We start from the raw sequence: 13,296 nt of genomic DNA, 5'->3' as shown, positions 1-13,296 counted from the left end.
TAAAAACAAAGGCGATCGATGCGTGACGGGGTCAGGAGCCTTTTGCCACTGGTGGGTTGCGTTGAGTGGTGCGCACCCAGTGACGAAAGGCTCCCGACCCCTTCGAACTCAGCCCGCCGCGGCCGATTGCGTCGCCAGTTCGCTCTCCACGTCCGGCACGACGAACGGCTTGCGATAAACGCGGGTCCGCAGTTCGTTCGCCTTGTCGTTGTCGACGAACTTCTCCGTTGCCGGATCAAGGTTCAGCCACTCGCCCATCGTGAGGACGGCGTCGCCGTCGACGTCGACGCCGTTGGCCCGCAGGTGGCCGAGCATCCGCTCGAACGAATTGGCCAGCAACTCATTAGCCGCCAGCCGTTCGGCGATTTCGCCAGTCGGCGTCTTGGCGCCGAGTCGATACGAGACGTTGCCTGAGTGGCAGAGAGCGCTGGACAGGTGGCCCTCCTGCACTTCGGCGTTCAGGAGCTTCGGATCGTGCGCCGCGATCGCCTTGAGCCAGTTGTCGTGATGGCCGGCGCCTTCGTCCCACTCCTTCACCTTGTTGCCGTCGTTGTCAAACGCGATGACGCTCGAGTAGTTCGGCACGAGGACGTAACCGTTCTCGCACTGCACGACGACGCCGACGCCTGAGCCGCGGAAGCGGTCCATGTTGTCGCCCCAGCCGTTCTCCTGGAACTTCTTCGCCCGGGGCAGGCCACGGACTTCGAATAGCAGCGGCGCCTTCTCGTAGGCTTGGTAAACGATCTGCGTGTTGGGCGTGTTGCCCGCATCGTCGTAACCGAGCCGCCCGCCGACGCTGAAGACCCGCGGCGCCATCCCCTTCTCGCCGAGGAACCACCGGGCGATGTCCATCTGGTGAATGCCTTGGTTACCCAGATCGCCGGCGCCGGTGTTGAAGTCCCAGTGCCAATCGTAGTGGGGGTTCTTCCCGCCCTGCGAATTCTTCACGGGGCGATAGAAGGCCTCGTCCGCCGCGGGGCCGATCCAGAGATCGCGATCGATCGTGCTGGGGAACGTGAACGCCGTGTCGCTCTTGCCGATCGAAGGACGCGCCTTATAGCAAGTCGCGACAGCGTATCTGATCGGCCCCAGTTCGCCCGCTTGCACCCACTCGGCGCCCTGCTTGAGCGCCGGGCTCGAACGCGACTGCGTGCCGCACTGGATGACGCGACCAAACTTCCGCGCGGCGGCCGCCAGCTGCCGACCTTCCCAAATGTTGTTCGACACCGGCTTCTCGACGTACACGTCTTTGCCGGCCTGGGCCGCGGCGATGGCGATGAGGGCGTGCGTGTGGTTCGGCGTGGCGATCGAGACGGCGTCGATGTCTTTCCGTTCGAGCAGTTTGCGATAGTCGGAATACTTGTCGACGGTGATGCCGAGGCTTTCTTTCAGCTCATTCGCCTTGTTGTTCAGAACCTCTTCATCGACGTCGCACAGGGCGACCACATGCTTGCCGAGGTTGTTAATATGGCTCGAGCCTTGGCCGCGAAAGCCGATCTGAGCAACGCGAATGTCAGCGACGTCGCTTGCCGCCGAGGCCCGGCTGCTCCAGACCATCCCGGCTGCCGCGGCAGCCCCGAGCGTCGTTTCCAAGAAGTGCCGCCGATGCATGGCTTTGAAGCTCCTGAGAAGTGTTGGCGAGCGTTGGTGAGAAGAACGCCGCTCGCGCTGGATTGACCGTACGCTTAAAGCCACCGACTCTGCCGGTGGGTGAAATGCGGGGCAGTCTCTGCTCTACTTCGTCCACCGGCGCAGCCGGTGGCTTTCATCGAGGACGCGTCGAGCAACGCCAACGATCTCACTATTGTGAGTCAATTTACCGCCGGTTGCCAGCATTGGAGCCAGCGATTCTGCCTGATTTCGCGTCATCTGCTTGCGTTTTTGCGGAGAGACTCGCGGCGTTCGCCGTAGGGCGTACCGCAGCCTGCTGATTTTGCCATTTGCGGAGTCCGTCTTGAGCGCCGTAGACGGCCACTGCGATGATCGCGGCGATGCTGACCCAAAGCGATAAGTCGTAGAACCGGCCAGGGCGCATCTCAGGAACTTCGCGCCAGTAGCGGAAATTGACCGCTGCAAAGACGATCACCAGCAGAATCGCCGCTGTCGCCATCCCGCCGATGGTGACCATGATCACCGGCTCTTTGTAAACGAGAAAAATCGTCGCCCACGCGAGGGGGAAGAACCATGCCAGCAGCGTCACCGTGCGGCGACGTTGGGCGACGTTCTGGAAGTCGATCATGCCGAGCTTGCCGGCCGCGTCGGTGAAGAGTCGCGTCCATGCCGCCAGCGCCGAGAAGACCGTCGAGAAGAGAACGGCAAAGGCGCCGACCATGAACACGCTGCGCGCCCATTGCCCGAGCGACTCGGTGTACATCAGCGCGAGCGTATTGATCGTGGCGTAGCCTTCCGGCGTTTCCCCGCGGGCGTGAAGCACCGCGGCGCCCAGCAAGTAAAACGCTGCCGTGATGACGGTGTAGACGACCATCGAGACGAGCGCGTCGAGGTACATCACGTTGATCCAGCCGCGGGCGCGACGCTCCCACGCGGGATCGCCAGGGACGCGCGGACCGGTTCTCGCCGCGTAGCCCTTCTCGATCAACCAGTAGGTGTACTGCATGATCTCGTCGCCGCCGACGCCGGTGAGGCCGAACGCCCCCATCGCAATCATCAGGTTGGCGGGCAACTCGAACCGCAGGCCATCGATCAGATCGCCGCTCGACACCGCGTACACGGTCCACTGCAGCGAAAAGACGCTGATGAGCGTCGTCGCGGTGAACGCGATGACGAGCGCCACGCAAACGCGTTCAATGAAGTGATAGCTTTCGCCGCTCACCATCATTGCCGCGACGCCGGCGACGACCCAACACCAAATGCCGACGCTGATCGCCGGGGCTACGATGCCCAGCACCATCGCCACGCCGCCGACGATGCCTCCCATTTGCAGGAGCTTCAGCGGCTGGATGAGTATCCAGCACCAGATCGTCCAGTGGGCTCCGCGGAACGACGGGCCCGGCAGCTTATTGAACGCCGTGAGGCAGGTCTCGCCCGTCAGGATCGTGTGCCGGCCGAACTGCAGCTGCAGCGCGACCTTCACGGCGCAGCTGACCAGGATGATCCAGAGCGCCGTGAAACCGGCCCGCGCCCCGAGCGACGTCGTGGCGATCAGTTCCCCGGCCCCGACAATCGACGCCGTCAGGACCAGCCCTGGTCCCAGGTATCGCACGGTGCCCCGCCAGGTGCTTGGCGGCTCTTCCACCAGCGAGGGGTCGAACTGATAAGGATCGCGCGGCGACATGACGATCGGCTGCGGAGGAGAAGAGAAGGGCGAACGAAGAGCAGGCGTGGCGTCGAATCTAGGCCGCCGGCCTCGCTCCCACAAGCCACCGCGGCTGCGGAAATCGACCTTCCCAGGAGGACCAGACAGGACCCTCGCGACGCGATAAAATGGGGGGCTACCCCTTACCAGTTGATTCATTGGTTCTCGGAAGGATGCGCCTCGATGGCAGCCCCCGCTCTCAAGCAAGACCCTTTTCAAGCTCGCGACACCTTTGACACCGGCGCCGGCCAAGCGGGAATCTACCGGCTCTCCAAGCTCGAACAGCTTGGCCTGACCAAGGTGGCCGAACTTCCCTTCTCGATTCGCGTGCTGCTCGAATCGTTGCTCCGCAACTGCGACGGCTACGTCGTCACCGAGCAAGACGTTAAGAATCTCGCCAACTGGACCGAGAGCCGCGGCGTCCTCGCCCCTGGCAGCGACGGCGTCGAAGTTCCCTTCAAGCCTGCCCGCGTCGTGCTGCAAGACTTCACCGGCGTGCCGTGCGTCGTCGACCTTGCCGCGATGCGGGCCGCCATGCAGCGCCTCGGCGGCGATCCGAAGAAGATCAATCCGCTCGTGCCGGTCGATCTGGTGATCGACCACTCGGTGCAAGTCGATTACTTCGGCACCGATCAATCGCTCGACCTGAACATCGAGCTCGAGTTCTCCCGCAATGCCGAGCGTTACGAATTCCTCCGCTGGGGCCAAACGGCGTTCGACAACTTCCGCGTCGTGCCGCCAGGGACCGGCATCGTTCACCAGGTGAACCTTGAGTACCTGGCCAAGGGCGTCTTCATCGGCCAGGACCACGCCGGCAAGGTCGCTTACCCCGACTCGCTCGTCGGCACCGACAGTCACACGACGATGATCGACGGCCTCGGCGTCGTTGGTTGGGGCGTCGGCGGCATCGAGGCCGAAGGCGTCATGCTCGGCCAGCCGATCTACATGCTGATGCCTGAAGTCGTCGGCATGAAGCTCACTGGCTCGCTCCCGCCAGGCGCGACCGCGACCGACCTCGTGCTGATGGTGACCCAACAGCTCCGCAAGCATGGCGTGGTGAACAAGTTCGTCGAGTTCTTCGGCAGCGGCGTCTCGACGATGTCGCTCGCCGACCGGGCGACGATCGCCAACATGTCGCCCGAATACGGCGCCACGATGGGCTTCTTCCCGATCGACAACGAGACGCTCCGCTACCTCGAACGGACCGGCCGCACGCCATCGGAAGTGCAACTCGTCGAGCGGTACGCGAAGGAGCAGGGGCTGTTCCGCACCGACGACTCGCCGGCCCCGGTCTTCACGTCGGTGGTCGAACTCGACCTCTCGACCGTCGAGCCGAGCCTCGCCGGTCCGAAGCGGCCACAGGATCGCATCCCGCTCGCCGCGATGAAGCAAACCTGGTCGCGCGACCTCGTCGAAACCTACAAGAAGCCGGCCCCGAACGGGCATGCGACGAGCGTCGTTGTCCAGCTCGACGGCAAGACCTTCCCCGTGGAGCATGGCAGCGTCGTCATCGCGGCGATCACCAGCTGCACAAACACGAGCAACCCGTCGGTGATGATCGCCGCCGGCCTCGTGGCGAAGAAGGCGGTCGAGCACGGCCTCACCGTGCCGCCGCACGTGAAGACGAGCCTCGCCCCCGGCAGCCGCGTCGTGACCGACTACTTCGAGAAGGCGGGCCTCGACACGTACCTCGACAAAATCGGTTTCAACACGGTCGGCTATGGCTGCACCACCTGCATCGGTAACAGCGGCCCGCTCCCCGATCCGATCGCGAACGCCGTCCAGTCGAACGACCTGATCGTCTCGGGAGTGCTGTCGGGCAATCGTAACTTCGAAGGCCGCATCAATCCGCACGTGAAGGCGAACTACCTCGCCAGTCCGCCGCTGGTGGTGGCCTACGCGCTGGCCGGTACGACCGATGTTGATATGGCGACCGAGCCGCTCGGCACGGGCACGGGCGGCAAGGCCGTGTACCTGCGAGACATTTGGCCGACCCACGCGGAAGTGAAGGCGGTCGTCGACGCGAGCGTGCTGCCGGAGATGTTCCAGAAGCAGTACGACAACGTCTGGCAGAAGAACCCCAAGTGGAACGCCATCCAAGTGACCGGCGGCGAACTCTACGAGTGGGACCCCAAGAGCACCTACATTCAGGAACCGCCGTTCCTGGTCGATCTCACTCCCGAAGTGAGCCCAATCAAGTCGATCACCGGCGCCCGCTGCCTCGCGGCGCTTGGCGACTCGGTGACGACCGACCACATCTCGCCCGCCGGTTCGATCGCCAAGGCGAGCCCCGCCGGCAAGTTCCTGATCGAGAATGGCGTCGAGCCGATCGACTTCAACAGCTACGGCGCTCGCCGCGGCAACGATCGCGTGATGACCCGCGGCACGTTCGCGAACATCCGCATCCGCAACCACATGGCCCCCGGCACCGAGGGGGGCGTCACGCGCCACCTGCCGGACGGCGAAGTGCTGAGCATCTACGACGCGGCGATGAAGTACAAAGCCGAAGGCGTGCCGCTGGTGGTCCTCGCCGGGGCCGAGTACGGCACCGGGTCGAGCCGCGACTGGGCCGCGAAGGGCGCCTTCCTGCTCGGAGTACGAGCGGTCATCGCGTCGAGCTACGAGCGGATCCATCGCAGCAACCTCGTCGGCATGGGCGTGCTGCCCCTGGAACTCCCGGCCGGCATGTCGTGGCAATCGTTGGGGCTCACCGGGGAGGAGGTCTTCGACTTCCCCGAACTCAATGACGACCTGAAGCCGCGGCAAACGATGAACGTCACCGCTCACCGCAAGCTCGCCGCCGACGGAACCGAGACGACCCTCACCTTCCCGGTGACGGTGCGGATCGACACGCCGGTCGAGCTCGACTACTACCGCAACGGCGGTATTCTGCACACGGTGACGCGGAAGTTGTTGAAGGGCTAAGTGGGCACTTGTAGCCCCTGGCTCCGCCAGGGGGTGGCACAACGCGGGTCGACGCTTACCGGTATGGCTACCGACCCCCTGGCGGAGCCAGGGGCTGAAGTTGCTTAGCGCCGGCGGCGGGTGCGCGTGCTGACGAACGTCACGCCGAACGCGGCGAGCAGGGCTGACGAGGCTTCCGGGACGGCGGAGATCGCATGGTGCGCTCCGCTTTCGCCGAACTGGAACTGCCAGACGTCGAGGTCGGGTGAGCCGACCTTCTTGTCCCGATTGCCGTCGCCCATGGCGAGCGTCGCATTGCTCGCGACGCCAAAGTTGCGCTGCCAGGCGAGGAAGTCGGCGCCGTCGACGATATTATCCTGATTGAAGTCGCCGGTCGAGGCGGCCGCGCTCACGTCGACCACCATCAATCCTCTCGTCCGGTCGCTGAGGAAGACATTTTGGAGGATCCCCTCGGAGTTGAGTTGGACGAAGTTCCCCCAGTTGCCGTTGTAGCTGGTCGACGTCCCCGTGAAAGTGTCGTAGGCCCCGGTGAGAACGGGATTGGTCGGATCGGCGATGTTGAAGATCGTGACGCCCGCCTCGTACCACGAGAGGACGAGCATGTCGCCGTGGAGATGGGGGTGATGCGGGCTGTGGGCGTCGATGCCGACGTTCGTGCGGTTGAGCGTCGACAGCAGGATCGGCGTATCGGGGTCGTTCGCCTGGTCGATCATCGAAATGTCGTACAGCACGACATTGCCGTTGGGACGCTCCTGGGCCACGACCAGCAGATTGCCGTCGGCGGAAACCATGCTGGTGTGGGACCGGGCGCCGGTAGCCCACAGCTTCAGGCGCGTCGGCGCCGACGCGCCCACGTTCGACACGTCGTAGATGGCGGTGGTGCCGGTGTTGAAGCTGGTCGCGTCGTCGCCGCTAAAGCTGTTGTTCTTGCTCGCGACGTACATCTTGCCGTTCTTGACGACGACTTCGTGCGAGGCTTGGCCAGAGGGAAGACCCAGATCGACCGACCACTTAAGCTGCGGAATCCCCGGATCGCTGACGTCGAAGATCTTGATCACGTCGGTGGCGTTGTCGGCCGTGTAGAGAAATCCTTCGGAGTACGACAGAGTATGAACTTTGTTGTGGCCGCCGTTCGCGCCGTTGATGCGGCTGATCATCGTCGGATTCGTCGGATCAGAAAGATCGACGATATCAACGCCGGTGCCGCTGCTGGTGCTGACGTCGCTGCCGAAATAGCCGATGCCGTTGTAGACCTCCATGTCCTCCATCTGGTCGCCGTTGTACGTCGGCATCGTGACGGCGCCCGACGGGTTGGCCGGATTGCGAATGAACGTCGGGTTGGCGGGATCGGAAGCGTCGAAGATCGAGACGCCGCCGCCGTTGACGTCGGTGCCGAGGTAGGCGTAGTTGCCGTCGACCCAAATGTCGCCGTAGTAGAGGTTACTGCTGAAGGGGAGAGGGTCGATCTCGCTCACGAGCGAGACGTTGAACGTCTTGTCGGCGGCGAACGCTTGGATATCAGCCCACGAGGTCACGATTGCCAGGCCGGCGAGGGTCGGCAGAATGGCGCGGACCAGGCGACTGGAGGCAAATATCGGCCAAGATCGCTGCACTTCGCTGTCCTGTTCTGGCTGCGGTGAGAGCTGTTCCGGAATGCCGCCGCTCGCTGCGATTCTAGTTGAGCAGGTTGAAACGGTCGACAAACGTCGGCCCCGCTTGCGCAACGGCACGCTTTTCGTGCGCGAAGCTGATTGTCATTGCCTCGTCATCCCGAGTGAAGCGACGGATCTAGCGTCAAACGAGCTGCTAAAACTCTTCGCTTCGCTCGGTCAGCCAGGGTTGCGGACCCCTCGGAGTACCTCGGGGTGACAGGATTCGTAACGTCCGACTAAATGACTCTTTCATAATCTTGCCTGCAGGGCTCAATCTTCCTTTGACATGGCCGGGACGAGTCCATAGTTTGGAACTGGCGGCGACTTGAACTTTCCTAAAGAATCGCGACCCGTCATGCCAGGTATGTCACGCCTTTGCTGCCAGGTCGCCGCTCGCAGGACGAGGGGCCCATGCCTCGTCCTGGCTTTCACGCTGGTGGAGCTCTTGGTCGTCATCGCCATCATCGGCGTGCTCGTGGCGCTGCTCGTTCCTGCCGTGCAGGCCTCGCGCGAGTCGTCGCGGAAGGCGCAGTGCATCAACAATCTCAAGCAGATTGGACTGGGACTGCACCACCACCTCGATGCCAAGAAGCATCTGCCGGCGGGGTACGTCTCGCGGGTCCTCAACAATGGGGACGACGCCGGCCCGGGATGGGCGTGGGGCGCCCACCTGATGCCGTACGTCGAACAGTCGACGCTGTTTGCCTTGATCGACGAGAACCTGGCGGTGAACGCGTACGCCGCGACGGCGCTGCGGACGAAAGTCGTGCCGGCGTTCTTGTGTCCTTCCGACGGCGGCGTCCAGCCGGTGATCGACGTGCCGGCGTACATCACCAAGACGACCATCTGCAAGATCGCGTCGGCGAGCTATGTCGGCAGCGCGGGCACCGTGCGGCCGACGTGCAAGCTGTGCCGCGATCAGTTCGACGGCGTCTTTGGTCGCAATCATCCGGTCGAGCCGCGCGAGCTCGAGGATGGGCTGTCGCAGACGCTGGCGATCGGCGAACGGGCGACCGACTGGGCCAACGCCGCGCTGTGGGGCGTGGTTCCCAATTCGATCCTGCTCGATAACCAGCGGCCCGTGATGTTCGCCGCGGGCCCGGCGTACGTCCTGGGGACGACGTTCAAGGATGGCTTTAACATCTGCACCGATCCAACGGTCGACAAGAACTCGACGAGCTACGCCGAGTCGTTCGGCAGCGTCCACCCTGGCGGGTGCAACTTCGCCTTCTGCGATGGCGGGGTCCGGTTTGTCTTCGAGGACGTCGATCCGGCCGTCATGAACGCTTTGGCGACGCGGGCGAGCCTGGCCAAGGGGGGCGATTTGCTGGATCCGATCATTCATGACAGTCCGTTTTAGGGCGGCGTGGAAGCCGTGAGGGTGTCGGGAGCCTTTTGCCGCTGGAGGGATTCCTTCCAGTGGTGCGCCCCCAGCGGCACCAGGCCCCCGACCCCGTTGAGCGTTCATGCCGCGCGGCGGCGTTGGGCCTGGGCGCGCTTTCTGGCGGCTTTGGCCTTCTTTTCGGCGGCGCGTGCCTTCTGTCGCTCGTAGCGGCGGGCGCCTGGCTTTGGCGGTTGCTGGACCGCTGCCGTGGATGGAAAGAACACGCTGGGGCGTTGTTCGGCGTCGTCGCAGGCGCGTCTGAATTCCAGGTGGCTCTGCCGCTGCTCGCGCTCGTGCGCTTGTTGCGTGAGGACCGCCTCTCCCTCTTCAAAGGAGACATAGAGCGGATCGACGGGCGGCGTGTCGCAGGCGACAGGTGTCGCCTCGCGCGTTTTGGGCGACAGTTCGGCGGGGCTCTGTTCGGTCAGCAGCCGTTTCAACTCGGCGACTGCCGCGCGTCGGGCCACTTCCAGAGCTTGGCGCTCCGCAGCTTCGACCCGACCGATTGGCGACCGCAGGGCGACGTCGCTGGGCGGGGTTGTCGGGCTGGCAGGCCGGAGTGCGTCGGCGCAGTCGGGAAGGATGCGGACGTTCGCTTCCCGCTGGTTGCAAGCCTGGACGTCGGCGAGCGGCGTTTCCAGCGGCAGCCGCGGGAACTTGGGCGTCCCCCACTTCCCCATCGTCGGGAAGCAGTGGCGGAACGCCTCGTCGATCGCCGCTTGAACGTGCTTGTAGAGAACTTCGTGAAGCTCGGCCGGCACGGCTTCGAGCGCCATCTCCTGGACGAAGCGGAGCGCGGTCGCTACCTTCTTCGCGCTGGTCGCGTTGACCGGCTTGCGGGCGTATTCCTCGGGGTTCCGCCGTTCCAAGAGCCAAGCGGCGGCCCGCCAGTGCTTGCGAGCGGCCTGCTCCATGAGCTGCAGCGGATCGGGCGTCTTCTGCAACGCCAAGAGGACTTCATGGTCAAAGTCTTCGTCCCGCTTGCGTTCGCGCTGGACGGTGCGAATCGAGACGCCGATCGCTTCGGACGCCTCTTCGAGCGTGTGGCTCTCGGCGAGCAGTTCGCAGAGCTTGGCGCGACGCTCGGGAGTCATGACGCGGCTGCTGCCGTGCGTGTAGTACGGTTGCATGTTGGCCTCCCCCTCTTGATTTGTGAAGACAAGATTTCACGCAAAGACGCGAAGGCGCAAAGAAGAAACGTTCCCCGTATTCTTTTGCGCCTTCGCGCCTTTGCGTGCGATTTTTTCTAATTAGCCGATGCGCATGAACAGAAGTTCACGTTAGCGGATTGGGTGGCCCATTTTCAACGCAAAAGTTCGCGGATTTTTTTGGGCGAAATGCGGAGACTTTAGGGCGACGCGGCCAATTTTCGAGGAGGGGTTCGCCGATTTGGCGCGGCGGCGCGCGAAGGGGTCGGGGACCTTTTGCCACGGGAAACTCTGCATTGAATGGGGCGCTCCCAGTGGCAAAAGGTCCCCGACCCCGTGGGGCCTCATCTCACGCGGAGCATGCCGCCGAGGGGGACGCGGGAGGCGCGCTCCGCGGGGATCCAGGCGGCGATGATGATTGTGAGCAGGCCGAGGAAGAAGGCGCCGAAGGTGAGCGACGGGTGGAGCTGGAAGTCGATGATGTGGCCGGTGACCGCGTAGGTGGCCATGTTGATGAGATAAGCGATGCCGATGCCCGTAATCACGGCGGGAGCCATCGCCATGACGGCGACGATGAGCGCCTGGGCGAAGATGATCTTGCGAATCTGGCCCCGTGTGGCGGCGACGACGCGTAGCAGGCCGAACTCGAAGGTCTGCTCGAGGACGCTGATCATCAGCGTGTTGACGACGCCGAACGTGGCGACGAGCAGGCCGAGAACGACCATGCCCCACAGGCCGGCGTCGACGCCCGACATCATGCCGTCGATTTCGCCTTGGAGTTCAGAAAAAGATTGCAGAATGAGGCCGTGGCTCTGCGCGATGGCCAACAGTTGTTGGCGCACGGCGTCGATGTCGGCGTGGTCGGCCTTCACGACAAAGACGTCGACGCCGCCAATTTCGAGCTGCTTCTCGGCGACGGCGCGATCCATGTAGACGGTGAGCCCGCCTGCCTGATAGTCGTTGACGATGGCCGCGATGCGGAAGGGCTTGATGCCTTCCTCGGTTTCCAGCGGCAACTCATCGCCGACGTTGAGCTTGGTTCGCTGGGCGAGGACCGAGCCGACGACGACCTCGCCGGCCGCGAGCTGGCCGCGGATTTTCGCTTCGTCGCCGCGGACGACGTCGAACTGCTGGAGCGAGGCATCGTTGAAGCCGCGGACGATCAGGATCACGTTTTGCTTCTCGGCCTTGGCGCTGATCAGCCGGATGGCGTCGATCCCTTGGACGCCGTTGACGGCGAGAATCTCACTGTCGAGACCGTCGGGGAGATCGGCGGCCAGGCCGGTGGCCATGTCGGGCATCGTGGCCCGGACGAAAAAGTCGGCGATGAGCGTTTTCTCGTACCAGTTCTTCACGTCCTGCACGTTGTCGAGGACGGTGTTGGCCAGGCCAATCGCGGCGCTGGCGGCGATGAAGACGACCCCGACGGTGAGCGTCGTGCGCGAGCGGTGGATGAGGAGCTGGCGGCTGGCGATGCGGCCTTCGACGCGCATGCGACGGGGGAGCAGGGCGGCCACGGTGCGCGTGATCACGGGCAACGCGACGGGCAGGATGAGGACGAGACCGACGAGCCCCAGGACGCCGGCGTAGACGGCGACGCTGCTGTTGAGGCGGCCCATGATGCTGAGCGCGAGCAGCGCGCCGCAGACGATTACCGTGAAGACGCCGGCCGCGACGAGCCAGCGGGAGCCGCCTTCGATCTCGTCGGGCAGGACGTCGCGGAGGGCGTCGAGAGGGTTCAGCCGCGAGGCCTTCACGGCGGGGACGATGGCGCCGAGGAGCGACATGCCGACGCCGAAGACGCCGGCCCAAATGAACGGCTCCGCATCGAAGCGGATGGGCGGCAGCGTTGTTTCGTAGATGGCGCCCATCGCGGCGTTGAGGTAGTTGGCGATGAGGACGCCGATGAGCGAGCCGACGATCGTGCCGACGACGCCCATGACGAGGGCTTCGCTCATGACCAGCGCAGCAATCTGGCCACGGGAACCGCCGATCGCGCGGAGGATCCCCAGCTGCCGCCGACGCTGCGTGACGCTGATGAGGAAGGTGTTGGTGATGACGAAGACGGCGACGAGGATGATGAAGGCTCGAGCCATTAACAGAGCCTGGTTGGTGGAGAGAATCGTCTCCTCGGCCATCGCGCTGCGATTGGCGGGGTGACGCAGCTCGGCGTTGGCGGGGAGCTGCTTTTCGATCGCCTTGGCGACGGCCGCCTCGTCGGCTCCTTCGGCGAAAACGATCTGGATCGTGTCGAGCTTGCGCGGCGCCAGGAACCAGGTTTGTCCCGCGCGGAGCGGAATCAGCAGGCCGGCGCCTTGGCCCGACATGCCGGAGGCGTTGGAAGCGAACAGCCCGACGACGTCGACGCCGATGCGGCCGCTGCGGGTGAGGAGCTCGACTTCGTCGCCGACCTTCACGCCCAGGCTTTCGGCGAGGAGTTGGCTCATGACGGCGCCCTTCGTGTTCGTGAGGGGCTTGCCGGCGACGATTTTGTAATCGTGAACTTGCACGTCCCGCTGGGGGTCGACGGCGGCGGCGACGAGTTGGATGCGGGTCTTCTTGTTGACGTAGACGACGGCGGGACGCTGCAACCGGGGAGCCACGGTTTCGACGCCGGGAACGGCCAGGATCTTTTCGACGAGATCGGCCGGGACGGTTTGCCCGATGGGGGCGACGACTTCGAGCGAGGCGCGGCCGGCTAGCGACTGAAAGATTTCGTCGAACGCCGTCTGCGTGGAGCGCGTCGTGAACGTCACCGCCACCACGGCGGCGACGCCGATCGCCACGCTGGCCATCGTGAGGATGGCGCGGCCAGGATGTTGGCGGGCTTCGCGGAGGCCTAGGCGGCGGTAGATCATTTGAAGGGGGGAA

Annotated in this window: 7 protein-coding genes; 2 read left to right on the top strand and 5 right to left on the bottom strand. The window is 64.3% G+C overall.

The window, feature by feature from the left end; genetic code table 11:
• Positions 1 to 108: 108 nt before the first annotated feature.
• Positions 109 to 1,611 (bottom strand): Gfo/Idh/MocA family protein, encoded by a 1,503-nt coding sequence (locus tag I41_RS19850; RefSeq protein ID WP_145434669.1) that lies wholly within the window; start codon positions 1,609 to 1,611, stop codon positions 109 to 111.
• 205 nt (positions 1,612 to 1,816) lie between these two features.
• A complete protein-coding gene (locus I41_RS19845) occupies positions 1,817 to 3,295 on the bottom strand; it encodes an Nramp family divalent metal transporter (RefSeq protein WP_145434668.1) in 1,479 nt (492 codons plus the stop codon).
• A 204-nt stretch (positions 3,296 to 3,499) separates the two neighbouring features.
• Between I41_RS19845 and acnA the strand changes: the two genes are divergently transcribed.
• Complete coding sequence (gene acnA / locus I41_RS19840; protein ID WP_145434667.1) at positions 3,500 to 6,241, top strand: aconitate hydratase AcnA; 2,742 nt, start codon at positions 3,500 to 3,502, stop codon at positions 6,239 to 6,241.
• A gap of 104 nt (positions 6,242 to 6,345) precedes the next feature.
• Here acnA and I41_RS19835 read toward each other — a convergent pair whose 3' ends face one another.
• The gene (locus I41_RS19835) at positions 6,346 to 7,854 is read right to left on the bottom strand and encodes an LVIVD repeat-containing protein (RefSeq protein ID WP_168207041.1); all 1,509 of its coding nucleotides are present in this window, start codon (positions 7,852 to 7,854) and stop codon (positions 6,346 to 6,348) included.
• 394 nt (positions 7,855 to 8,248) lie between these two features.
• Here I41_RS19835 and I41_RS19830 point away from each other — a divergent pair, with 394 nt between their 5' ends.
• Positions 8,249 to 9,253 carry a DUF1559 domain-containing protein gene (locus tag I41_RS19830; RefSeq protein ID WP_145434665.1) on the top strand — a complete coding sequence of 335 codons (1,005 nt, stop codon included), beginning with the start codon at positions 8,249 to 8,251 and terminating at the stop codon, positions 9,251 to 9,253.
• Positions 9,254 to 9,357: 104 nt separating this feature from the next.
• Here the strand turns inward: I41_RS19830 and I41_RS19825 are convergent, their stop codons facing one another.
• Both I41_RS19825 and I41_RS19820 read right to left on the bottom strand, forming a co-directional pair.
• On the bottom strand, positions 9,358 to 10,407 hold the full coding sequence (locus tag I41_RS19825; protein WP_145434664.1) for a hypothetical protein: 1,050 nt from the start codon (positions 10,405 to 10,407) through the stop codon (positions 9,358 to 9,360).
• Positions 10,408 to 10,769: 362 nt separating this feature from the next.
• On the bottom strand, positions 10,770 to 13,283 hold the full coding sequence (locus tag I41_RS19820) for an FtsX-like permease family protein (protein ID WP_145434663.1): 2,514 nt from the start codon (positions 13,281 to 13,283) through the stop codon (positions 10,770 to 10,772).
• Positions 13,284 to 13,296: the final 13 nt, after the last annotated feature.

The organism is Lacipirellula limnantheis, from assembly GCF_007746075.1.
Classification (GTDB): Bacteria; Planctomycetota; Planctomycetia; order Pirellulales; family Lacipirellulaceae; genus Lacipirellula; species Lacipirellula limnantheis.
The sequence above is the reverse complement of the archived record's forward strand: the minus strand, read 5'-3'. Positions and strand labels throughout refer to the sequence as shown.

Excerpts from the sequence above, each read along its gene's own strand:
- I41_RS19820 (WP_145434663.1), bottom strand. The coding sequence starts at position 13,283 with ATGATCTACCGCCGCCTAGGCCTCCGCGAAGCCCGCCAACATCCTGGC.
- I41_RS19850 (WP_145434669.1), bottom strand. The coding sequence starts at position 1,611 with ATGCATCGGCGGCACTTCTTGGAAACGACGCTCGGGGCTGCCGCGGCA.
- I41_RS19825 (WP_145434664.1), bottom strand. The coding sequence starts at position 10,407 with ATGCAACCGTACTACACGCACGGCAGCAGCCGCGTCATGACTCCCGAG.
- I41_RS19845 (WP_145434668.1), bottom strand. The coding sequence starts at position 3,295 with ATGTCGCCGCGCGATCCTTATCAGTTCGACCCCTCGCTGGTGGAAGAG.
- acnA (WP_145434667.1), top strand. The coding sequence starts at position 3,500 with ATGGCAGCCCCCGCTCTCAAGCAAGACCCTTTTCAAGCTCGCGACACC.
- I41_RS19830 (WP_145434665.1), top strand. The coding sequence starts at position 8,249 with ATGCCAGGTATGTCACGCCTTTGCTGCCAGGTCGCCGCTCGCAGGACG.